Origin of the sequence: Aliivibrio sp. 1S128, from assembly GCF_001691065.1 — a bacterium.
Taxonomy (GTDB): Bacteria; Pseudomonadota; Gammaproteobacteria; order Enterobacterales; family Vibrionaceae; genus Aliivibrio.
Genome location: NZ_MAJV01000107.1, coordinates 84690 through 108744 on the forward strand (window position 1 = coordinate 84690; position 24055 = coordinate 108744).

Annotated in this window: 19 protein-coding genes; 12 read left to right on the forward strand and 7 right to left on the reverse strand. The window is 38.2% G+C overall.

Annotation, left to right across the window (positions count from 1 at the left end):
- Nucleotides 1–328 precede the first annotated feature (328 nt).
- Nucleotides 329–3385: a DUF748 domain-containing protein gene (locus A6E03_RS14720; RefSeq protein WP_065601157.1), complete on the forward strand. Its 3057-nt coding sequence runs from the start codon at nt 329–331 to the stop codon at nt 3383–3385.
- A gap of 82 nt (nt 3386–3467) precedes the next feature.
- Here the strand turns inward: A6E03_RS14720 and A6E03_RS14725 are convergent, their stop codons facing one another.
- Nucleotides 3468–4520, reverse strand: a complete 1053-nt coding sequence (locus A6E03_RS14725; protein ID WP_065592788.1) for an aldo/keto reductase — start codon at nt 4518–4520, stop codon at nt 3468–3470.
- Between the two features lie 246 nt (nt 4521–4766).
- Between A6E03_RS14725 and A6E03_RS14730 the strand changes: the two genes are divergently transcribed.
- Nucleotides 4767–4976: a hypothetical protein gene (locus A6E03_RS14730; RefSeq protein WP_176703489.1), complete on the forward strand. Its 210-nt coding sequence runs from the start codon at nt 4767–4769 to the stop codon at nt 4974–4976.
- Between the two features lie 29 nt (nt 4977–5005).
- Here A6E03_RS14730 and A6E03_RS14735 read toward each other — a convergent pair whose 3' ends face one another.
- From A6E03_RS14735 to A6E03_RS14755, 5 genes are all read right to left on the reverse strand, one after another.
- The gene (locus tag A6E03_RS14735) at nt 5006–5797 is read right to left on the reverse strand and encodes an ABC transporter permease (RefSeq protein WP_065601159.1); all 792 of its coding nucleotides are present in this window, start codon (nt 5795–5797) and stop codon (nt 5006–5008) included.
- A 168-nt stretch (nt 5798–5965) separates the two neighbouring features.
- On the reverse strand, nt 5966–6415 hold the full coding sequence (locus tag A6E03_RS14740) for a PTS sugar transporter subunit IIA (RefSeq protein WP_065592791.1): 450 nt from the start codon (nt 6413–6415) through the stop codon (nt 5966–5968).
- Nucleotides 6412–7668 (reverse strand): PTS ascorbate transporter subunit IIC, encoded by a 1257-nt coding sequence (locus A6E03_RS14745; RefSeq protein WP_065601160.1) that lies wholly within the window; start codon nt 7666–7668, stop codon nt 6412–6414. Before A6E03_RS14745 ends, A6E03_RS14740 begins: the two co-directional genes overlap by 4 nt.
- A 12-nt stretch (nt 7669–7680) precedes the next feature.
- Nucleotides 7681–7950, reverse strand: coding sequence for a PTS sugar transporter subunit IIB (locus A6E03_RS14750; RefSeq protein WP_012552104.1), 270 nt, complete (start codon nt 7948–7950; stop codon nt 7681–7683).
- A 284-nt stretch (nt 7951–8234) separates the two neighbouring features.
- Nucleotides 8235–8708, reverse strand: a complete 474-nt coding sequence (locus A6E03_RS14755) for a hypothetical protein (RefSeq protein ID WP_065592793.1) — start codon at nt 8706–8708, stop codon at nt 8235–8237.
- Between the two features lie 526 nt (nt 8709–9234).
- Here A6E03_RS14755 and A6E03_RS14760 point away from each other — a divergent pair.
- The 5 genes from A6E03_RS14760 to A6E03_RS14780 all read left to right on the forward strand — a co-directional run bounded on the left by A6E03_RS14760 (nt 9235) and on the right by A6E03_RS14780 (nt 14593).
- Nucleotides 9235–9894 (forward strand): response regulator transcription factor, encoded by a 660-nt coding sequence (locus A6E03_RS14760; protein ID WP_065601161.1) that lies wholly within the window; start codon nt 9235–9237, stop codon nt 9892–9894.
- Between the two features lie 144 nt (nt 9895–10038).
- Nucleotides 10039–10545 (forward strand): hypothetical protein, encoded by a 507-nt coding sequence (locus A6E03_RS14765; protein ID WP_065592795.1) that lies wholly within the window; start codon nt 10039–10041, stop codon nt 10543–10545.
- A gap of 50 nt (nt 10546–10595) precedes the next feature.
- Nucleotides 10596–11255, forward strand: coding sequence for a fimbria/pilus periplasmic chaperone (locus A6E03_RS14770; protein ID WP_065592796.1), 660 nt, complete (start codon nt 10596–10598; stop codon nt 11253–11255).
- 31 nt (nt 11256–11286) lie between these two features.
- Nucleotides 11287–13701: a fimbria/pilus outer membrane usher protein gene (locus tag A6E03_RS14775; protein WP_065601162.1), complete on the forward strand. Its 2415-nt coding sequence runs from the start codon at nt 11287–11289 to the stop codon at nt 13699–13701.
- The gene (locus tag A6E03_RS14780; RefSeq protein ID WP_065601163.1) at nt 13694–14593 is read left to right on the forward strand and encodes a hypothetical protein; all 900 of its coding nucleotides are present in this window, start codon (nt 13694–13696) and stop codon (nt 14591–14593) included. Before A6E03_RS14775 ends, A6E03_RS14780 begins: the two co-directional genes overlap by 8 nt.
- A 59-nt stretch (nt 14594–14652) precedes the next feature.
- On the opposite strand, the gene A6E03_RS14785 is transcribed toward A6E03_RS14780, so the two are convergent.
- Nucleotides 14653–16500 carry an SUMF1/EgtB/PvdO family nonheme iron enzyme gene (locus A6E03_RS14785; protein ID WP_065592839.1) on the reverse strand — a complete coding sequence of 616 codons (1848 nt, stop codon included), beginning with the start codon at nt 16498–16500 and terminating at the stop codon, nt 14653–14655.
- A 547-nt stretch (nt 16501–17047) separates the two neighbouring features.
- Here A6E03_RS14785 and A6E03_RS14790 point away from each other — a divergent pair.
- The 5 genes from A6E03_RS14790 (at nt 17048) to A6E03_RS14810 (ending at nt 24023) form a co-directional block, all read left to right on the forward strand.
- Nucleotides 17048–17827, forward strand: coding sequence for an AraC family transcriptional regulator (locus tag A6E03_RS14790; protein ID WP_065601164.1), 780 nt, complete (start codon nt 17048–17050; stop codon nt 17825–17827).
- A 146-nt stretch (nt 17828–17973) separates the two neighbouring features.
- Nucleotides 17974–21132, forward strand: a complete 3159-nt coding sequence (gene putA, locus A6E03_RS14795) for a bifunctional proline dehydrogenase/L-glutamate gamma-semialdehyde dehydrogenase PutA (RefSeq protein ID WP_065601165.1) — start codon at nt 17974–17976, stop codon at nt 21130–21132.
- A gap of 14 nt (nt 21133–21146) precedes the next feature.
- Nucleotides 21147–21854 carry an aldehyde dehydrogenase family protein gene (locus A6E03_RS14800; protein WP_065601166.1) on the forward strand — a complete coding sequence of 236 codons (708 nt, stop codon included), beginning with the start codon at nt 21147–21149 and terminating at the stop codon, nt 21852–21854.
- 114 nt (nt 21855–21968) lie between these two features.
- Entirely contained in the window at nt 21969–23465 is a 1497-nt protein-coding gene (gene putP / locus A6E03_RS14805) for a sodium/proline symporter PutP (RefSeq protein WP_065601167.1), read from the forward strand.
- A gap of 198 nt (nt 23466–23663) precedes the next feature.
- The gene (locus A6E03_RS14810) at nt 23664–24023 is read left to right on the forward strand and encodes a glutathione S-transferase N-terminal domain-containing protein (RefSeq protein ID WP_065592803.1); all 360 of its coding nucleotides are present in this window, start codon (nt 23664–23666) and stop codon (nt 24021–24023) included.
- Nucleotides 24024–24055: the final 32 nt, after the last annotated feature.

The window sequence follows — 24055 nt, forward strand, 5'->3', positions numbered from 1 at the left end:
TTTTTGGATGACTATGCCATGCTTTACTTTATGATCCTAGTAAGAAGAAAATACGTATTATTTATCTGAATATTGCTGTGATCTTCATCCCAAGTTAAATATATTGATATTTTGTGACGAGATGAGATGAGAGTTGTAGACATCACCATGCGGTAGGGATAAAATTTTGACACTATTTAGTCGGTGTCCATAGCGAAAAAATAATTATTATTTTAATGCTTCTATGGCGCTCGGAAGAATATATTTATTTGGATAAGTTTCTGAACGGTGATTTATCCAAATGAGTATTAAAGTATTGTCGATATAGACGTAGGAGTAGAGAGTCATAATGTCGAACAAATTTAAAAAAGCAGTTGCTAGTTTTCGTTCTTTTCCAAGAGCGGTAAGATGGACTACGTATACAGTAAGCGCATACCTTTTCTATGCCGCTTTGTTAGGGTTACTGGTCCCTTACATTGCAAAACAACAGATCCCAGAGCAAGTGTCTAAATTGATTGAGCGTCCTGTTACGTTAACCGACATCACTATCAATCCGTTTACGCTTCAATTAGATCTTCATCAATTTGCTATTTTGGAAGACACCAAACCCTTCGTTAAATTTGAACATGCCAGCGTTCAGATCAATTTCTGGCAATCCATTTTTAACGCGGCTATTTCGGTTGAGAATATTTCCCTTGATAAGCCTTACATTAATCTTGAACGTGTAAATAATACGGATGAATTATTATTTAATTTCAGTGATATTATTGATGCTGTTGCACGTAATACGGTTACTTCAGAAGACGTAGAACCAACCCCAAAAACGGATGAGGTTATTGATAGAAAGGCCCCGTTATTCCCAGTGCTAATCAAACACACCGCCTTAACTCAAGGTGAGGTTCGCTTATTAGATGGCGTCACAGGTACTCAACTTGCTTACCCAAATATTACTATCACGCTTGGTGAATTTTCGACTCAAAGTTTATTGACGGATGTAGAGAAAAAGAACGATTACCGCTTACACATTACCGATGTAGATTCTGGTACGGTTGAATTGACCGGTCAGGTTCAATTAAAGCCATTAGAAGTTGTGGGTAATATTGATGTTCAGCATATTCAGTTACCACGCTTATGGGGCTTTATTGAAAAAGACATTATTGCCAAATTAACCTCGGGTAATGTGAATTTTTCATCGAACTACCATTTGGCTCAAACCATCGGTGATACCGAGCGTGATGATTCGATGAGCATCACTACAGATAAGGGCATATTCTCTGTTAATGATTTGAATTTTAATGCTGAGGCTAAATCGATTGTCTCTTTGCCTGATTTTTCAGTCAATGGTATTGCGACGAATGTAGAGAAGCAAACCGTTAACATTGATTCTGTTACTTCTCATGGTTTAAATGTTTCAGCAAAGGTTGATGATAAAGGGGCCGATCTTGTTAGGTTATTCACTCCTAAATTTATTACTGAAGCACCAAAAGAAAATAAAGCAGAACCTGTAGAAAAAGAACCAAAATCAACTGTTGATGCTCCTTCATGGTTAGTGACACTGGATGGCGTAGAAATTAAAGACTACCAGTTAAACGTCGAAGAGAAAGTCGTGACTAAAAAAGCCAACCAATGGCAGATATCTCCAATTAACTTAACCACAAGTCAGATCGTAAGTGATTTATCTAAACCGATAGATTTTGATTTCTTTACTTCTATAAATGGTAAAGGTGATATCAGTGTTAAAGGCCAAGCCGATGCCAAACAACAAGCAGTATTAGCTGATATTGATGTGAAATCATTGAAGTTAGCGCAATTCCAACCTTATCTAGCAACTGCGGTAAATGCGAGACTAACCAATGGTGAAATCAATACACAAGCGAAGTTAGACGCTAATGCTAAAGGTAAAGTAGAAGTGAGTGGTGGCATTCAAGTTAATCACCTTTCTATCCGTGATAAGAAATTAAGAAAACCCTTTGTTAAGTGGCGTTCACTGGCGGTGAATAAGTTTAATTTAGACTTACAAAAATCAAAACTAAGCATTGATACATTAAGTTTAAGCCAGCCTTATGCCCGAGTGGTGATAAACGAAGATCGTACTACTAATATTGGCGAACTAATTGTTGCTCAACCGAAGAGCAAAAAGAAAAAAACAAAAGCAGTTAGTAATAAGAAAGAGAAGCCATTTGCATTAAGCGTTCGGAAAATAGCGTTTAATAATGGTTCGGCATTCTTTGCCGATAACTCTTTAACGCCTAACTTTTCTTCGGGTATCGAACAGCTAAAAGGAAATATTGGTCATGTATCGAGTATTCCTGGTACTAAGGCAACGGTAGATATCAGCGGTAATATTGAAAAATATGCACCAGTAAAGGTTAAAGGTGAGATCAATCCATTACTTAAAGAGCCTTATTTGGATTTAGATGTTATTTTTAAAAGTGTCGAATTAACGACGGTAAACCCATATTCTGGTACGTATGCAGGGCATTACATAGATAAAGGTCAATTAACGTTAGCGCTTAACTATAAATTAGAAAACAACCAATTAAAGGGTGAGAATCACGTCATTATCGACCAACTACAATTGGGTAAAGCCAGTGATAGTGATATAGCGACTTCACTGCCGTTAGAGTTAGCAATCGCTTTATTGCAAGATAATAATGGGGTGATTGACTTAGGGGTTGAAGTTTCTGGTGATGTGAACGACCCTGAATTCAGCCTTGGTGCTGCTATTTGGAGTACGATTTCTAATATCATAACTAAAGCCGTTACTGCACCATTTTCTTTCATTGCTGGTCTTGCCGATTCAGATGAAGAATTGAATGTGATTGCGTTTGATTTTGGTGCGAATACGTTAACCGCGGAAGAGCAAGAGAAGCTACAAACGTTAGGTAAAGCATTAGAAACTCGACCAAAATTAAAATTGACGGTTGATGGTGCGGTGAATGCACCAGAAGACAGTAAAGCGTTAGCGCTAACGCAGTTTAATCAATTGTTGGCGGATACTGCAGAAATTAATATTACAGAATTACCAGCGAATTTAAGTGCAACGACGATGCCTGTTTCAGGCGAGCTTTCAGATGCCTTACAACGCTTATACAAACAAGAGTTTGGGGAAAGTGCAAGTTCAGTAGAAGACAAGATTGAAGACGAGCAAGATAAAAAAGGCGTAGAGTTAACAGATGAAGAGTTAGCGAAGCGTTGGCATATCGCGTTGTATAACTTAGCGTTAAATAAGCAAGAAGTAGATAACGGTGAGCTAGGACAACTGGCTCAACAACGCGCTCAAGCAGTAAAAGCCTATTTGGTAGATATCGTTAAAGTCGATGCATCTCGTGTGTTTTTACTCGATAGCCGATTCGATATAGAACAAGACACGAGCAGTGTATTACTATCGTTAGAAGCTAAATAATATCGATTAGATAGCTGTAAAAATGACGAAAAAATAGCGCACAATTAAAGGGATGCGCTATTTTTTTATCTAGTGTTTATCATTAAAACGGCATTGGGTATTTTCTAAAGACCGTATTAACATCAGCTAATACTTCATCATTTAATGGTTTAGAAAAGGCGTCAATGTCCTCTTTTAACTGCTCTAGAGAAGTGGCACCAATAATGGTAGAAGTCACGCCATCAATTTGGTCACACCATGCTAATGCAAGCTGACAAGGTGTATAACCGTGTTTTTTTGCCACCTCCATGTATGCCTTAACTGCTTCGTTTGCTGCGGGAGTATCACGGAAGATCCCATTACGTTGTGAATAGGTCCAACGGCTGCCTTCTGGCATTTTTCCATCTAAGTATTTGCCACTTAACATACCGCCTGCTAACGGCGACCACGGTAAATAGGCCACGTCTTCGTGAAGGCAATTTTCAATTAAATAAGGCCAATCTTTAGCGTGTAGTAAACTGAATTCATTTTGAATTGATACCATTCTTGGTAAATCGTATTTAGCACTCAGTTTAAGGTAAGTGTTGATGCCCCAAGGCGTGTCGTCAGACAATCCAATGTGATGAATTTTACCGGCTTTAATGCATTCGTTTAATGCTTGTAAGATCTCAAGCATATCGGCTTCTTCTTTCTTCGCATCAAAATCACTGAATTTGAATTGATTCGGAAATTGCTTACCAAAATGTGGTGATGTACGGTTAGGCCAATGCAATTGGTACAGGTCGATATAATCGGTTTGCAGACGTTTTAATGAGGCATCTACCGCGGCAATAATGGCTTCACCTGTGATAGGTCCTGCATTGCGAACCCAAGGTAAACCAGGGCCTGCAATTTTTGTTGCTAGCACAATCTCTTTACGGCGTTCAGGATTTGCGGCAAGCCAGTTACCAATAATGGTTTCTGTTTTTCCATAGGTATCAGGAGAAGGAGGAACCGCATACATCTCAGCTGTATCGATAAAATTAATACCTTGACTAAGCGCGTAGTCAATTTGTTGGTTGGCATCTTCTTGAGAGTTTTGTTGACCCCAAGTCATGCTACCTAGGCAGATACGAGAAACAGAGAGATTACTGCTACCAAGTGTTGAATATTCCATTGAGCGGGTTCCTTAATCTATTTTATTATTATCTTATCGTACTTAAACCATCTTTTGTGTTTTTTGTTTTTGAGTGTTCAATAAATCTCATAATCATGAAATTTAGTTGATATTCGTTGCTTCAATCCCATAAATGGAAGTGTTGGTTGCGGTTCTTGTTATTGTTCCATAATTGATAGTATCAACGCATAAAATAGAACAACAGTTATTGGCTTTTATGGTCTTGCTTTAGCGATGGTTATTTATGTGATTGCCAAAGCAATGGTCAATGAAGTGGGCATCAAACGTGACATTCATGGCGACGCATTACTCGCAACGATGCTGTCTATCCAACTCTATATCACGAGCATAAACGATGGATTAGAAAGAACGTTTTTGCGTGGTTGGGAGCTTACCGTTACGTTGTTTATTTTGTTTGCGTTATACCAACTAACAGAGAAGGTTCAACGTAAATGAGCGTAGAACCCAATAATAAGAGAAAAGGATTAATCAGTCGGTAGTGATACCAACACTTTCCCTTCTTTTGTAATGCTATTTTTAATGGTGAGTTGCAGAGTGATGGTGACAGAAATAGTCAGCATGACAAAAATGGCGATTAAAATCAGTAATTGATATTTGATGGCAACCATTGGGTTTACACCGCCTAAAATTTGGCCTGTCATCATGCCCGGTAGCGTAACTAATCCTGTGGTAGCCATTGATGCCATGATAGGAGCAAACGCTTTTTGCATCGCAGCACGAACAAACGGAATTGACGCATATTGAGGAGATGCCCCTAGCGCAATCGCTGCGTGATATTCACTTTCTCGCTCTTTAAACGAAGTGAAGAGATTTTGCAGTGCTACGATATTGCCACTCAAACTGTTGCCCAATAGCATGCCTGCAAGAGGGATCAGATATTGAGCACTGTAAAATGGAGTAGGTTGAATAATTAATCCGCTCAATAGCAGGAGCAAAGGCGATAAACCGATAAGAAGCCCTATAAGTACAGGGAAGAAAATATGACGTTTTGGAAGCTTGGCTTTAGACACAATAGAGCTAGAGCCAATGCAGATCATCGCGATGATCCAAACCACATTTAATAGGGGATTATCCAGTTGAAACACAAATTCTAAATATAAACCAATGAATACAAGCTGAGCCACCATTCGAAGCACACTGACAGTGATATCTTTAGCGAGATTTAATTGATAGAAACGATTGATAGAGAATGGGATAAGGAGAGTCAGGCTGAATAAACCCATGAGTGACCAACTAATGTCTAAGGCTGATTGCATTGGTGTTGTACTCGTAAAATTGAGGTTTTATTATTATCTCAAGAATGCGTAAGTTTCTAAACATAATAATTGGTTTTGTGGCTTTTAGTGCAAAAAATGAAATAGAAGGGGAAATAAAAAAGCCGCTGAGCGATAAATCGGTCAACGGCTTTGAACGTAGCTAGAGCATTAGTATTGCTTCATGATCTCAGCAATTTCTTCGATTGAATCAGAATTAATGATTTTTTCAATATCGTCGTCATTTTGGAACAGTTCAGATAACGCCATAATCGTATGAATATGACTGTCTGAATCCATTGCCGCTAACGTGATAGAAATGAACACATCACCGTTATCTTCAGATTCTAAATTCACGCCATTTTTAAACACAGTGACTTGCAGTGCCGCTTCATTTACGCCGTCTTCAGGACGAGCATGTGGCATGGCAATTTTAGGAGCAAGAACATAATACGCACCAATTTCTTTATGTTTTTGTTTAATTGCCTCTAAATAACTTTGTTTGATTTTTCCTTTTGCTAATAGCGCAGAACACGTTAAATCAAGTGCAGTATCAACCGTTAGGTTTTTATCTGAGGTAATAACAATGCCGTCGTTACCAATTAAGTCAAATAAACTCATGACACAATCCATCCTAGAAGTAGGCCAACAACACCAAAGTCAAAATCAGAGAACGTTGTCGCTTCTAATCCTAAACCACCAAGAACAGGAAGAAGTAACATTGGTAAGATAGAAATACAGATACCTTGGGTAAACGCACCTAATACCGCGCCACGTAAACCACCCGTTGCATTACCATAAACACCCGATGCTCCACCCACGAAGAAGTGAGGAACAACGCCAGCAACAATAATGGTCCAGCCCATCATGCCTTGCACACCCATCATTAATAGGCCTGCAGAGAATGAAGATAAGAAACCAATCAATACTGCATTTGGAGCAACAGGGAATACCATTGGGCAATCCAGTGCAGGTTTAGCACCAGGAACTAATGTGTCTGAAATGCCTTTAAAAGCAGGAACGATTTCAGCGATTAGCATTTTCACACCTTGCAGAACAATGTACACACCACCAGCAAAGGTAAGTGACTGCATAAAGGTAAATACAACCCAGTTTTGGCCATCAGAAACGGTTTCAACAAATGCACCACCAGCAATAATTGATGCGAACATAAAGAACACAAACATGGTTGTTGCGACGGCTACTGGTGTATCGCGTAAAAACATTAAGCTTTTTGGTACGTTAATGTCTTCTGTCGATTTTGATGTATCACCAAATTTACTGCCAATGTAAGCGGAAACAATGTAAGACAAAGTAGAGAAGTGACCTATAGCAAGTTGGTCAGTGCCCATTACTTTCTCTGTGTACTTTTGGCCTAACGCCGGCATGATAACCATCAATGAACCAACAATTAATGAACCAATCGCCACTAACAACGTTCCTTGAATCCCTGCTGTTGATAAAATTACCGCAACAAGCATAGACATGAACATTGTGTGGTGACCCGTCAGAAATATATATTTCAAAGGAGTGATACGAGCCAATACAATATTAACGATAAAAGAGAAGAACATGATTAATGCCATTTCATAACCAAACGCTTCTTGTGCTAATGCCACAATCGCTTCGTTATTTGGAATAACACCACTTACACCAAAGGCTTCAGTAAATACGGTTGAAAAGTTATTCAATGCGCCAATAAGAGCACCAGCACCAAAGCCAAGGATTAAGAATCCCATTACGGTTTTAATGGTGCCTTTTAAAATAGTAGAAAGATCAGATTTTTGTGCAACTAGGCCAATAAACGCAATAAGACCTACCATGATTGCTGGCTCTTTTAATAAGCCGAGCATGAATTCAAAAAAGTTTGCCATAGTATTAAAACCTTACATGAATGCTTTCAATTGTTCTTCGATTGACGCTTTATCAAAAATATTTTTTAAACGAATAATATTTTGCTTTCCAGCGTCTTCTAATTGAACGGCGATGTCAGTTGCTGCAACCCAGATGTCTGCATTGCTTGACGCTGCTGATGATAAGTCTTCATGATCAATTTCGGCTTCAAAACCGATTTTTTTTGCGACTTCTTTTACTGCCATTTCCATCATTAATGAAGTACCTAAACCGTTGCCACATACCACTAAAATCTTTTTCATAATATTAATTCTCAGTTGGATAAATCAAAATGCAAAATTGCATCGCTTGAAGTTTGTGTGAGAATCATAATGGAATAAAACCGATCTAAATAAGATCTCGGTCACATACGCAAAATGAGATTGTGATGGAGATCTATTATTTAAGGCTTTGTTGATAGAAAAGAAGTTAATAATTTAGACTAAATAAGTTTAGTGGTAATCGGTATTATAGGAAATGTGATCTAGGCAAGGATTAATAATGGAAACGATATAACATCATCTCCATTGATATTTATATGGAAGGCTTAATATTTTCCATAGTCTTTAAGTATTTTATTAAACATATTATTAATTTCTTTTGTTTTTTTATTTCTCTTAGTGAGATCACTTAATGATGTTGGTGATTTTTTTGTATTTCTTGCTGCATCAAGTTGTTCTAGTTTATCTTTCATTTTTTGAACGGTAGGCCATAACATTCGAATTTCTTCGCCATCAACCGTTGTAAGTACAACCATATTTTCAGACTCAACCTGAGTAATCGTTAATAACCCATGTTTTGCTGATTCAAATTGTTCACCTACCATAATGGATTCTGGTGGCACATCACGATCAGTCACTAAACCATTTCGTAGCTTCGCAGCGCTGATGGCTCTTACATTACCAGTGTTATCAAAAGCGATAATAACAGTGTGGCAATTATAATAATCTACAACGGTTACATAGCCATGCTTGTTTGTTTTGAATTTAGCTCCGTTAACCATATCAAGTGGAGCTTCCATTTTCTTCACTACGTGTCCTCTCTAAAAATTTAAACACAGTAATTTTTTAATATTTTTATTGTGTTTTTCTACTGCATGATGGAGAGCGGTAACGCTTTCATACTTAAAAATAGGGTATTAAGGAAGAAGATGCTAACTGATAATGAGTAAAAAAATCTACTTTTTATTGAGTTTATAACAACATTAGTATGAAATATTAAGGAGGATTTTAGCTGAAATAAAGAGAAAGGTTTAAAGCGTAAATCATACTTCTCTAAGTGTATTTTTTGATTATTACTAGAGACTTCTTATTTTCTTAATGTTAATTATATCATTGATATATAGTGTTTTTATATAATCAATGTCTGCGGCTGACTTCAATTTTTTAATGGTTAAAATTCGCAAAATATATCTTTGTAATGATTAGTTTTCTATATTTGGCATTAGGTTGTTTTCAACGGACTAGTAGTGATTTTAAAAGTCGAAAATATGGCTGAATTTTTATTAGTACGCAGCAATGATAATTTAATTATATACATAGGCGGCCATGACTAAAACCAATGAAATATATATTGTTTCAGAGAATGTTGGATGGGCTGATGCAATGAAAGGCTGGCTCTCTAGAATTTTTAATGATTCAGCTTTTTATCATGTAAAGACAATAGATGAATTATGGGACTTATCTAATATAGCGATTGTTATTTATGATAAAGAAACCCTTGGAAACCCTTGTTTAAAATTAGTATCTCCAGGGGCTAGGGGCGGAGAATGGCTAATCGTGAATGGAGAGCGAGATGATATTGAAGCGTGTCCTGGTTTAATCGCTTTAGGCTTTTCAGGTTTAATTGTGTCTGAATCAACAATTGAAATGTTACCTAAAGCAATACGAACTATTATTGATGGTGAATTATGGTTTAGCCGAGAGGCGCTTTCTTTATCTCTTAGGCAGATTATTCGAGTGGGTAAGCATTCTGGAAGTACAGTAAATATCTTAGCGGTGAAATATAAACTGACCCAAAGAGAGCAACAGATTTTTTTATCGTTATTACAGGGGTTTACTAATAAAGAAATAGCACTAAAGATGTGTGTAAGTCCAAGCACAATAAAATGTCATGTCTCCAATATTTTATTAAAAACAGGTAAGCACAGCCGTAGTCAACTCAGTTCATTATTAGTAGATAATGTTTCAGAATATAGTGTGTCTTAAATTTCTCAATATAGGCCATAAATAAACGGTTTTAAGCACCAAACTGGCCATTTGGCCTATGTTTTATTTTACCTTTGCCCCTTATATTTGTTGCATGCAATCATCTTGGATTGTACAAAATAAGTCAACTAGGGAAGGAAGAATATGAACCGTTTAATTGGTGGCGTTGCGTTAGCATTGTTATGCTCAACAGGAGCAAGTGCAAGTACGTGGGTTGTCGGTAGCGATGAAGGTCGCGCAGATTTTTATGTGAAATTTAATGGTGAAGTTCCAAAACGCTGTGAAATGCGTGCGAATCAAAATTTAGAAACATTAACTTTTGATCTGGAAAAAAAATCAGACACTAAGAAATTTGCATTTAAAGCATGGTGTAACTCGTATGGCAGTAAAGGGAAGTTAGTCATTGATGGTTTCCAATTTAAGAATGGTAACGGTGATGTAATTCCAATGACATATAAGTTTAATGGCGATGAAAAAATAAATACGGCTGACACAGTATCTATACGTATTGATCAAGTTATCGATATTAGTAACGACATAGATAAATCAATGTCTGATCGACACGAATTAACGATTAAATCATCACCGCAAAAAGGTGCGCGCCACGGTGAATATAATGGTGCAATGTACGTAAGTTTATTCCATATGTAATTTACTCTTCGCAGTTTGGGGAGAGAAACGACTCCCCAATGAGACCTGTTATGAAAAAACAATGTTATGCCCTGTTATTTATAGCCTTATATTCTTTTCAAGCATCTTCGTTTGAACTTTTTCCAATGGTTAATTTTTTTAGTGATTCTGGAAAAAATACGTCTGGTTTTTTCAAAATCACGAATACGTCATTACAACAACTTCCTATCGAAATTGTGGTTAATCAAAGATTGATTAGTGGAGACCAGCCCGAAGAGCTTATCAATACTGATGATATTTTCGTTTTTCCACCTCAAGCCATGATCGCTCCGGGATCATCTCAAACGGTCAGAGTTCAGTTTGTTGGTTCTCCTAAAAAACATGCCGAATCGTATCGCTTAATCGTAAGCCAGTTACCCTTAAAAGATGATATGGGCGATGACAGCATTCAAATGTTATTTAGGATAGGAGGGTTAATTTTTGTGTCCCCTCAGAATGCAGAAGAGAAGATAGTGAGTCACATATTATTAAATGAAAAAGCAGAACCAGTACTTAAGATTGATAATTTAGGTAGTAGTGTCATTGAGATCAGTAAACATTCATTTAAAAACGAGTGGAAAGAAAATTCATACACTTGGAAATGGGAACAAATTGAACCTTTTATCCCTCTTCATTATTTGGTTCCCGGCCAAAATGTCAGTATCCCCGTTACTGAATTAGTAGAGCAGTAAATTATCACCACGGATGGTGGAGTAGGTGCCCATGCGTCATTTGATGCTGCTATTTTGTTCTTTACTGTGTTTATCATTACCAACTACAGCGGCATTTAATGTCACCCTTCCTATTGTTTATGGTGATTCTGAATTAGGGCAATTGCCAGTGCGAGTTGATGGCATGACGCTAACCGCGCTATCAATACCAGACTTAAAAAAACTACTTTCTGGGCGGTTAAGTGAGAGTTGGTGGGCAGAATTAGAAGCTAAAAATACAGATAAAAACGGTTTTGTTAGTACTGAATTACTTTTTAAGTTAGGTGTGTCTGCTAAATTAAATCAAGATACATTAGTGGTCGCTTTGTTTATTTCTCCAGAAACCTTAGCTGAACAGAATATTAGTTTAGCGAACCAATATCCCTTATTCATACCATCAGAAAGTGGACGTTTTGCTTGGCTAAATAGTTTTAATGCTCGTTATGACTCGATATGGAGTGATTCACTTCAAGAATCCGCTACGTCTATAGATTGGTTATCTCAATTGAACATCGGTGGTTCTAATGGACTTAATGTTCAAATGGCAAATTATATCGATAATGATGACGTTGGAACTGATTTTCATAGAGGTGAATGGAAAGCGTTTTATGATAATCCTAATGCCCCAATGCGAATTTCTGTTGGTGATGTATCGACTGGAGAATCGGGACATATAAGCAGTATAGCCATTGGAGGTCTTACGATAGAAAGTCGTTATGCGGATCTTCAACCTAATAGAGATATTAGCCCCGAGAGTAGTCAGCAATTATTTCTTTTAGAGTCAGCCGATGTTGATGTTTATGTTAATGGAGAAAGGATCTCTGGAGGTAGACTTGAACCTGGGAGATATAATTTACAAAAGTTAATGTTAGGCAATGGTGCAAATGACATCACTGTTTATGTTACCTACCTTTCTGGTAAGCAAGAAACATTGGTATTCACTCAATTTTATAATAGTCGCTTACTAGAAAAAGGGTTGTTTGATTATTCATTCTCAACGGGGCAGCCATTCAATTATGGTGAAAGTGGTATTGAATACAATGATATGTGGGTAACTACGGGATTTGTTGAATACGGTTTCTTAGATTGGCTAACTATTGGTGCGAACGGGTTAAGCTCCGATGATGGGGTTGTTATTGGTAGCGTAGTGACACTAAGTAGTGATTGGGGAAATATTACAGGACGTTTCTCTATGAGCCACATTAAGGAGCAAGAAACAGGGAATATAGTATCAATTGACTATGAACATAGTGTAATAGGTCGAGGTGAAACTCAGTCGCCTAACTTACGTTTAGCAATAGAATATTCAGATGATTTCACAAGTCAACCTTGGGCTAAGAATGATTACATGAATCAGTTTGCTCGGTATTTAGGGAATTACTATTGGCAAATAAACCCACAATTTGATTTTACACTGTCAGGAAGGTTAACGACTTTTTCAGAATTAAAAAATGAATTTACCGCTTCTTCTTTGGTTAATTGGCGTAAAAATAATTTATCTATCGGGGTAGGGGTTGAATATGAAGAGTCTGAACAATATTCAGAGGCTGACTCTCGACTGTTATTTACAGTAGATTGGAGTTGGTATTCATCAAGCGATGATTACAGAATTGGACTTTCTTATAATGCTAAAGATGAGAGATCTCGTTTTTATTTAAGCAATGAAGGGTCTGAAAAAGTCGGGGATATGGGTATAAGAGCAGAAATAGAAACTGACCCATATCAAGAGAAGCAAAATATATTAGCAAGCTATACCAATAATCGTTATCGATCTGAAGTTGAAATTACAAGGAATAATTCAAAATCAACAGATGATGACACTTATCAAGCATCCTTTAGAGCCAATACTGCAATAGGTATTGTTGATGGTGATATTGGTTGGGGAAGAGCGTCATCTGGCCCATTTGTTGTGGCTGGTTTGCATCCTTCATTGGCGAATAATACAGCAGATTTAGATGTGGACCAAGATGGAACGGCAACGGCTCAAGCGACATCGTTAATTGATGGTTTATACCCATTAACTCAACCTTATGCTAATAATCGCATTGATTATAATATGAAAGATGCCCCTTTAGGTTATGACTGGGGAGAGGGGCAGATCACTTTCATGCCAGGGGTCGCTACTGGGCACTTTATGGAAATAGGGTCAGATGCATCTTATACCATAAAGGGGATCTTGGAATTTATTGATGGAGAACCACTTATTTATTATCAAGGAAAGATAGATGGGGAGGGGCAAAGTCTTCCTATATTTACCAATAAAAAAGGTCGATTTTTTGTTCAAGGTTTAATTCCTGGAAAATACGTTATTAAGATTGATGGAATTAAGACGTTATCTCCGATTACTGTTCAAGTTTCTAAAGGACAGAATAACTTGATCGATGTCGGAACCTTTCATATCACCTGTAAAGGAGTATGTAATGAATAGTAAAGAACATAAGTGCCAGTGGATTCAGTATATATTAGGTGGGTTAATTATCATTTTTTGTTCTCCAGTACTTGCTAATAATATAGTGACATGTGGAGGAGAATGGTCGGTGTCCGTTTCTAATAATCCAGTTGATACATCGCTAAGAGATAGGGGCGACTTTTGGTTTCCTGCGTCTATTGAATTGAGTAAATCATTAGCAATGTGTGTGAAAACGGTTGAAATTGAATCTATGGGGCGAGGAGTAGATCGTATTGTTAGAGGACCACAAGGAGATGTGGCGTCTTCATTGTCTGATGAAAAAAGAGTTCCTTTAATTCAAAATGGCAAAGGATCTTATGTATTACAAACTCTGGGTAAACGCCGTATTAATTTTTGGCTATATATTTCTAAAGGAAAGCACCTTTCTCCTGGAATGTATAACAGTGAGTTACGATTTGCCATTAACCCGAAGATAGAACATAACTCTGAGCGTTATGCATCATTCCAATACACGGCCAAGCCTTATGTGAAAGCGAGACTTAATGGGCAAGGTCAAAATGGGTTGAGCTATACGGGAAGTAGTATACGTTTAGATATAGGGAATTTAACGAAAAAAAATCATCATACTTTAGATTTTATTGTGCAAAGTAATACGAGCGTGAAGGTATGGTTAACGTCTGAAAATAAAGGACAACTGGTTAATATGGATACGCCTCATCGAACAATCCCTTATTTTATTATCATTGGTGGGCGACGAAATACATTAGCATCACCAATTGAATATAACCTTTACAATACCTCTAATTTGAAAGGAGTACCTTTAAAAATAGGTGTTGAGAATGAAGCTTCACCTTATGCAACGGCTGGTATTTATCAAGATGTGATGACAATGAGCCTATTTGCCCAATAAAGTGTGATATAAAAAAGCCGCTGTAGAATCAGCGGCTTTATTGTATGCATTAAAGCAGATTATAAAGAACGAACAACACGGAAACCAGTATAGTTTGCACTTGTCGAAGGTGATAATTCTAGTGACTCATACACTTTTGCTTTTGTTGGAGCAAAGTTCCAAGCTCCACCACGAACGATACCTGATTTAGCGCTTGTCCATTCCCAAACGTTACCCGCGGTATCATAAATACCATAAGGGTTAGCACCAAAACTGCCTACAGGAGACGTTGATTTATTTGCCCAAGACGATCCACCCCAACCAGTATTTGCGTTACCTGAACCGATGTCAGAACCCCACCAGTAAGCGTCTTTACTTCCAGCACGAGCGGCAACTTCCCATTGTGATTCAGATGGTAATGCGTACGTAAACCCAGTTTGTTTTGTTAACCAATGAGCATAAGTTTCAGCATCAGTTTTAGAGATGCAGACCGCAGGTGCATTTTTTGATTGTTCAAAGCCCGGTTTACGCCAGTTTTGGTTTTGATGACGTTTTGTTTCACCGCCATTAATTGCGTTACAGCCGGCTCCTTTTTCAGCTTCAGTGATGTAGCCTGTGCTCGCAACAAATGCATTAAATTGATTTACAGTAACAGGGGTTGCTGCAATAGAGTATGCTTTTGAAATATTAACATCGTGCTTTGCATTTTTACCTATATGGTAATTACCAGACCCTATCACAACCATTTGTGGCGCTTGTTGATTGTTTGTTAGAAGGTCTGCAAATTTCTTACCTGGCTTTGGGCTATTTTCTTGAACCTTTAGTTCAGCCCAAACCGTCATATCTTTTGCTAGTGTCATTTGACGGCTATATGGTTCAAAACCTGATTTCTCTACGGTAACTTGGTGCTGACCAGCAGGCAGCATTACATCAACAGGCGTATTGCCATAATTAACACCATTTACCGTTACATTGTCACCATGACGGTTTGAGCGAATAGTAATACCAACCCATTTCTTCTCTTTTTTGATTTTGTCATTAGACGCTTGGTTTGTACTTTGTTCGATACAGTAACGGTTTTCTAAACCAAGTAATTGGCATGCTGCCGTTGAGTTTGGACGAGCACGTAATGATGCTTGTAATTTAGTGGTATAACGATTATTGCCATTGAAGCCACTGTCGATAATTGCATTGTCTAGCACGTGAATATTTAAAGACACATTATCAACATGTTGCTTTACGGTATCCATTTCAGTGAAGCCATTAATCAGCTGTTGCTGGAAATTATTTACTGCTTTTTGCATGCTCAATGTTTTACCTTGGCTTGCACAAGCTTCTAATGTCATAGACATTTTACAAGTAATCGTATGAACGACATCGAGAGTGTCTTGAGCGGCTAATTCTTCTTGTAGGCGTAAAACTCGCGCTTCTTGACGAGATTCTCCAAGAATTTCTAACTCATCTAAAGAGCGTTGTTTTTTAGTGCTGCTTTCTTTTAATACACGAGTTTGTTCTTGAATGTCTTGTTGGATGACAAGTGTAGCAGCTTGGTTTTCTTTTACTTCTTTCCAAGAGTCTTGGTATTGCTTTTGAAAAGGAGTGATATCAAGATCAGGGTCACTGATCATACGATTATACTGTTCATCTAAATTACGTTGAGCAAGCTTACGTTTATCATCTAGCTGATCGGCTTTTTTGTCTAAAGCATCATTTTGATTACGTAAATCACGAAGTTGATTTTGATTATTCGTAACAGTGCCTTCTAATTGTTTTACTTCACTACGCTTATTGGTTAGCTTCGCATCAATTGACGCAACAGAATCGACCGCCAGAGCAGTTGATTGAGTGTCAGTATTAGCAAGCGCGACAGAGGTAAAAAGTGCCGGCGATAACAGTAGTGCTAGAGCGGGTAGTCCTTTACGGTTCATAATTTTTCTGCTTTTAATATTAGACATAAATAAATTGTTCATTCGGAAAATGAGTGAATTAACTGTATCTGCATAGTTAATTGATTGAACAGTAAGAATTACTGATTTCAACCATATCCATGACGGTTAGTCGTACATCGATACTGATCTGCCTAGGTCATTGAGTAGATAAAAACCTAAGAAGATGAGTATCTGTTATTTATAGTTTTGAAAGTAAAATTTAAAGCAATTTTCATACCAAGGTTGTATGATTTATAAATAAGGTGATTCCTATTTCTTGATCATCGTTTCGAGCTTATAGAAGCATGATCAAGGCTGTAACTGAGATTGCACTTTCTTAAATATGATTGATTACTCTAATTCGTTGTAATTTTTAGTTTTTAGAATCAAAAATAGAGATTTTCATACTAAAGTATGATTGAAATCACATTGTCAGTATTATAGATAAACATGATCATGCTTTCGGTAAGATATTCATAATAGATTGTTATTATGATCTTCGTTACACTCTAAAGTCTAAAATGAACGTTATATAAATGGATTTATCATGGTTTTAGATTGGATTTCACCAGCTCAAATAATTATGCTGCCAGAAGAACGAGAACTACATGCTCACGAGCATCATCAATTAGTTATTGGTCTTAAAGGACAATCTGAGTTTGAAATTAATGGTGAAAGTAGTGTTATTTCTTCAGGAAAAGTAGGAGTTATCCCTTCACATCAACAACATTCTTTTTCAAGTTTGTACCAATCTGAAATATTAGTACTTAATTTTCCTCAACATTTTCAAGATGAAGAATTGGCTTTACGTGTTAATGCACTTTTTATTCATCCTGGTTATTATCAATTAGATGCTCAAATTCAGAATTTAATTCAGTTATTAGTGTGTGAAATACAGGCTAATTTAGATGATCATCTACTTAGTCGGGCGTGTAGTGATACGATTATTGCCTTACTGCACCGTCATTTAATTGATGAAAATGTGGAACGAAAGCAGAATCGTCTAAATTCAGATGTGATCGACAATTTTATAACGCAGCATATCGGAAGTAAGATCACGGTTGCTCAGTTAGCAAGCACAGTTTTTCTTGGTGAGAGTCAATTTTATGCCATTTTTAAACAAGAGTTTGGTAAGAGTCCTCATCAATACATTATTGAGAAGCGTATTGATTACGCCAAGTTATTACTTATAAAAAGTAACTTAAATATTGGGGATATTGCACAACAAACGGGTTTTGCGAATCAAAGTGCATTTAGTCATGCATTTGTGAAACATAAAGGACGTTCACCCAGTAAATATCGTTTCGCACACTTTATTCGTAACTGAAAAATACCGCGTTTGTTCTCATTTTGTAACAGTATGGGTAATTTAACAATTTAATCGGAGTTTTTGACAAGTAATTTTTGTAAATAGAAAATAGACTCTTTCGCAATTAGCTTTAATAACGAACCGATTAAGTAAGAGGAACAGGTATGTTTCAAGCGAAAGATGTATTGTTGTCATCCATTATTGACCAGCCTTTATCGGTACTATGGTCAGCAATTTCCCCTCTTTATATGGTAGATGAAGCCAGCTGGATTCAAGAGCTCATTCCATTAGCCCAACCAAGTGAGCATGAAGCTAAAGTCATGCGAGAACAGGCGGCTGATCTTATTCAACGTGTACGTGATGATAAACAAGCCGTACAGATGATAGATGCCTTATTGTTGGAATATAGCTTAGATACAAAAGAAGGCATCTTATTAATGTGCCTTGCTGAATCGTTGATGCGTATTCCTGATGCTGCAACGGCTGACGCTTTAATCCGTGATAAACTCAGTGTTGCGGATTGGAAATCACACCTGAAAAATTCAGATTCTATGTTTGTGAATGCCTCTACTTGGGGGTTATTACTTACCGGCAAAGTAGTGAGTATGGATGTAAAGTCTGATGGCTCACCATCTAATGCTATCAGTCGTTTGGTGAATAAATTTTCAGAGCCTGTTATTCGTCAGGCAATGAACCAAGCGATGAAAATAATGGGACACCAATTTGTCTTAGGTAGAACCATTGAAGAAGCCCAAAAGAAAGGTAAACCTTTGCGTGAAAAGGGCTATACCTATTCCTTTGATATGCTAGGAGAGGCGGCATTAACTCAATCAGACGCTCATAAATACTTTAAAGATTATATTGTGGCTATTGAGAGTGTAGGGCGTGCTGCCAATATTGCGGGTTCTTCTGATCCTACGGTATCTATAAAATTATCAGCCTTGCATCCCCGTTATGAAATGGCGAATAGAGCCCGTGTAATCGGAGAAATGTGTGATTCTGTCTTACAGCTTCTTGAGCGTGCTCGTGAACTTGATGTAGGTATCACGATTGATGCAGAAGAAGCTGATCGGTTAGAACTGTCTCTGGAATTATTTGAAAAACTATACCGCAACGATATTGTAAAAGGATGGGGTAAATTTGGCATTGTAGTACAAGCGTACTCAAAGCGTGCCCTACCTGTTTTAGTGTGGCTAACGGCATTAGCAAAAGAGCAGGGAGATACCATTCCACTTCGCTTAGTAAAAGGAGCGTATTGGGATACAGAGCTGAAAATATCTCAGCAATTTGGTTTTGCTCGTTACCCTGTATTCACACGTAAAGAGTCAACCGATGTGTCTTATCTTGCTTGTGCTCGTTACTTATTAAGTGATCACGTTAAAGGCAATATTTTTCCTCAGTTTGCTAGCCATAATGCTCATACAGTCGCTGCGATTTCTTCTATGGCAACGCATGATGAGTTTGAATATCAACGTTTGCATGGCATGGGTGATGCGTTATATGAACATGCAATGGCAATGTTCCAACGCAGTGTTCGTATTTATGCACCTGTTGGCAGCCACAAAGATTTATTGCCGTATTTGGTTCGCCGTTTATTAGAAAATGGCGCAAACAGCTCGTTTGTTCACCGTTTGGTTGATGCAAGTTGCCCTATCGAAAGTTTAACAGAGCACCCAGTTGATACCTTATTGGCTTGCCCATCGTTTGAAAATCAGCTGATCCCACTACCGCCGCATATTTTTTCAGATCGTAAAAATTCATACAGCATTAATTTTGATGTTGAGAGCGAAGCAGAACCGTTTGAAGCGTCAGTCAAAGAGAAAATGGATTGCTATTGGAAAGGCGGGCCGATTGTTAATAATTCGCGCAATTACGAAAGCATGATCAAGGAAAGTGAGTCTGATTTGCATGTTATCACGTCTCCTTATGATCGCAGTAATGAAGTGGGTTCATTAGTATGGAGTTCTCAAGAGTCGGTTTCAAACGCACTAGAAATGGCTCATGACTATTTCCCAACATGGCAAGCGACGTCAGTGACTGAACGTGCGGACTATTTGGATCGCTTAGCTGATAAACTTGAAGAAAATATGCCAGAGCTTGTGGCACTGTGCCATAAAGAAGCAGGAAAAACGATTCATGACAGCATTGATGAAGTACGTGAGGCGGTTGATTTTTGTCGTTACTATGCCGTTCAAGCCAAATTAAATTTCAGCAATCCAGAAACGATTGTTGGCTTTGATGATATTTCTCACCAGATAGCTCGCCAAGGCCGTGGTGTGTTTGTGTGTATAAGCCCATGGAATTTCCCACTCGCTATTTTCTTAGGTCAAGTGACCGCCGCATTGGTGGCGGGTAATACCGTTGTTGCAAAACCGGCAGAGCAAACGTCACTGATTGCCGTTCGTGCGATTGAGCTTTTATTAGAAACGGGGATTGCGCCACAAGCGATTCACTTATTACCGGGTGATGGTAAAACAGTCGGCGCGCCATTAACGTCAGATCATCGAGTGGCAGGTGTTGCGTTTACTGGCTCAACAGAAACCGCACAATTAATTAATCGCACATTATCAAATCGTATGTTTGAAGGAAAAGGTGTTGCTCCGGTGCCATTTATTGCTGAAACGGGTGGTCAAAACGCAATGATAGTAGACAGTACTGCATTGCCAGAACAGGTAGTTCGAGATGTTGTTCGTTCCGCTTTTGCTTCTGCTGGTCAACGTTGTTCAGCACTTCGAGTATTGTTTGTTCAAGAAGACATAGCAGAACGTATTCTGAATTTGATTAAAGGCACAATGGCCGAATTGAGTGTTGGTTTACCTGAATTGCACAGCACGGATGTCGGTCCGGTGATTGATCCAAAAGCAAAAGAAAAGCTGCTTGCGCACATTGAGAGAATGACAAAAGAAGGCAAATTACTTGCTCAAGCGACATTACCTGAATGGGCTGAGAAGGGGGATTTTGTTCCACCAAGTGCGTTTGAAATTGATTCGATTAGTCAGCTAGAAAATGAACAGTTTGGTCCAATTCTTCATATTGTTCGTTTCAAAGCCAGCGAATTAGATAAGATTGTCGATGATATCAATGCGACTGGATTTGGATTAACGATGGGGATACACAGTCGTAATGAAGTCACTTATAGCCGCATAGAGAAAAACATCAAAGTAGGTAACTGCTACATCAATCGTGATCAAGTTGGTGCGGTGGTGGGAGTTCAAGCCTTTGGTGGTCAAGGACTGTCAGGGACCGGACCAAAAGCGGGTGGACCTCGTTATTTATTCCGTTATACCCAAGCAATCGCTTCTAATTCTGTAGCAACCAAGTGAGAAAGGAGAGACTCATGACATCTATTACACAACTTATTGACTCTGCTCTTTCTCAACCAGAGAAATCATGGGCGCAATTGTCAGTATCGACACGTTCAGAGAAGTTAATTGAATGGTCACACGCATTAGCTGAACACCCAAAATTTGGTGTGCTTGCTGCAAAGATGGTACGTTTTCAATGCCAAAGAGCGCAGCAGTTAATTTCAGAAATACAATTAATGCCGGGGCCAACAGGGGAAAGTAACGAACTCTATACCGCACCTAGAGGTGTTTTTTACATCACTTCGGATGAAAATTCATCAGTTGTTGCATTGGTGGGACAAATAACAGCAGCATTAATCGCAGGAAACGCTATTATTGTCGGCCTTCAAAATAAGGAAGAAATGATAGCGTCTGTTATTGTCGAAGGTTTGCATCAAGCGAATGTGCCAAAATTAACGGTCCAACAGATAGATGCTAAAGAAACAGACATTGATGATGTTCGCTTAGCCGGTGTTTGTTTTGTTGGAAGCAAACAAAAAGAAATACAACTGAATCAACAATTAGCAAAACGAGATGGATTATTAGCGCAACTGATCGCAGAAACGGATCAAGAACGTCTAACAAACATCACAGACCCTCATTTTGTTCTACGCTTTATTACCGAGCGTACTCGAACAATAAATGTGACAGCAGTTGGCGGAAACGCAACTCTGCTAGAGCTTGGAGGTGGCAATCACTGATATTCAGTGGTTGAAAACTCCACCGTCGTTATTACACCATAATAATAGGGTCTTGATGCTCATATACAGTGATAACGACGTTAAATTTACTGTCAATCAAATAAAGGAAATAAAATGATAGAAAATAATTTCGCCATTACAGGTACGTTTATCGCCTACCTGATAATGATGCTCGCTATTGGAGTATACGCTTATAAACGAACAAACAGCTCATCAGATTACTTTTTAGGTGGTCGTACATTAGGTCCTTGGCCAGCGGCGTTATCTGCTGGTGCTTCAGACATGAGTGGTTGGTTGCTATTGGGTTTACCTGGATACGCTTATGCAGCAGGACTTGAGTCATTATGGCTTGCTGGTGGTTTATTACTAGGTACTTGGTTGAATTGGTTGATTTGTGCTAAACGTTTAAGAACGTACAGTATCACTACTGATGACGCGCTAACTTTACCTGAGTTCTTATCACGTCGTTTTAACGATAATTCAAAACTTATCCAGACAATTTCTGCATTGTTTATTCTTTTGTTTTTCCTTTTCTATACCAGTTCAGGTTTAGTTGCAGGTGGTAAGTTATTTGAAACTGTATTTGGTCTTGATTACAAAGTTGCGGTCGTGATCGGAACGGTTTGTGTTGTGTCGTATACTTTATTTGGTGGTTTCCTTGCGGTTGCTTGGACGGATTTAGTTCAAGGTTTATTAATGTCAGCGGCATTGATGATCGTACCAATTGCAGCAATGCAAGGTGGTTTAGGGCAACTTAGTAGCGATTTAACCGCGATTAATCCAGAGTTAATGACGTTATGGACAGGTATGGATGGAACGCCACTAAGTGCGATTGCCATTATTTCATTAGCAGCATGGGGACTTGGGTATTTTGGTCAGCCTCATATTTTAGCTCGTTTCCTTGCTTCTCGTTCAAATAAAGATTTAACAACAGCTCGTCGTATTGCGGTTGTTTGGACAGCGCTTTCAATGGCAGGCGCGGTATTAGTCGGCTTGGTTGGTTTGCTGTATGTAAATGGCTCTATGAGTGGTGAAGTGAGCGATGGTGAAAAAGTCTTCATGCTATTAGTGAATGCGATTTTCCATCCTGCGATTGCGGGTATTCTACTTGCCGCTATTCTTGCAGCAATCATGAGTACTGCAGATTCACAACTCCTTGTGTCTTCTTCTGCATTGTCTGAAGATTTGTACAAGCAGTTAGTTAAGAAAGACGCAACGAGTAAAGAAATCGTTAACGTAGGTCGTTTTGCGGTTATTGGTTTATCATTAATTGCACTTGCATTAGCGATGAATCCTGATAGCTCAGTACTTGGTTTGGTGTCTTATGCATGGGCTGGTTTTGGTGCTGCATTTGGTCCTGCTATCATTCTAAGCTTGTACTGGAAAGGCATGAACCGTAATGGTGCGCTTGCTGGTATTGTTATTGGTGGCTTTACGATTGTTATCTGGAAACAGTTAACTGGCGGTATGTTTGATATCTATGAAATTGTACCAGGGATCATCTTCGCAACGGTGGCTATTATAACAGTAAGTAAGTTAACCGGTGAACCAGAAGAAAAAGTACGTAAACAACACGAACAGTTTGAACGTAATCTTATTGAATTTGACTAACTTTAGTTAACTAATAAAGTCCCAATAGATAGTTCTCTTTTGGGGCTTTTTTGTGTGTTGAATATCAGGAAGTTGACAGGTTATTTGCTTATTATTATAAGTTAAATCATCTAATTAATGGCATTGATATAAGGCTCTGTTACAATCGCGTTAGTTAAATGCAACAGATAATAATTATTATTCACTAGGAGTGTAAAAATGAAGTTAATCCGCTTGGTGCTTGGCAAAGTTATTTTGGGATTAGATTGTGTGTTTACGCCTTCAGGGGTCAAGCGTGATCCTGCTAAACAAACAGAAATTGATGCAGAAACCGCAAACTATTCGCTATACCAATTTGAAGCGTGTCCATTCTGTGTGAAAGTTCGTCGAACAATTAAACGCCAATCATTAAAGATCGAGCTGCGTGATGCAAAAAATAATGAACAATATAGATCTGAATTATTAGCGGGTGGTGGGCGCGTAAAAGTACCGTGCTTACGTATTGATAAAGATGGCGAAACAACATGGATGTATGAATCGTCAGATATTATGGCTTTTTTAGAAGAAAAATATCCTTAGTTTTCACAGCGTTAAACTAATACTTTAGTGGT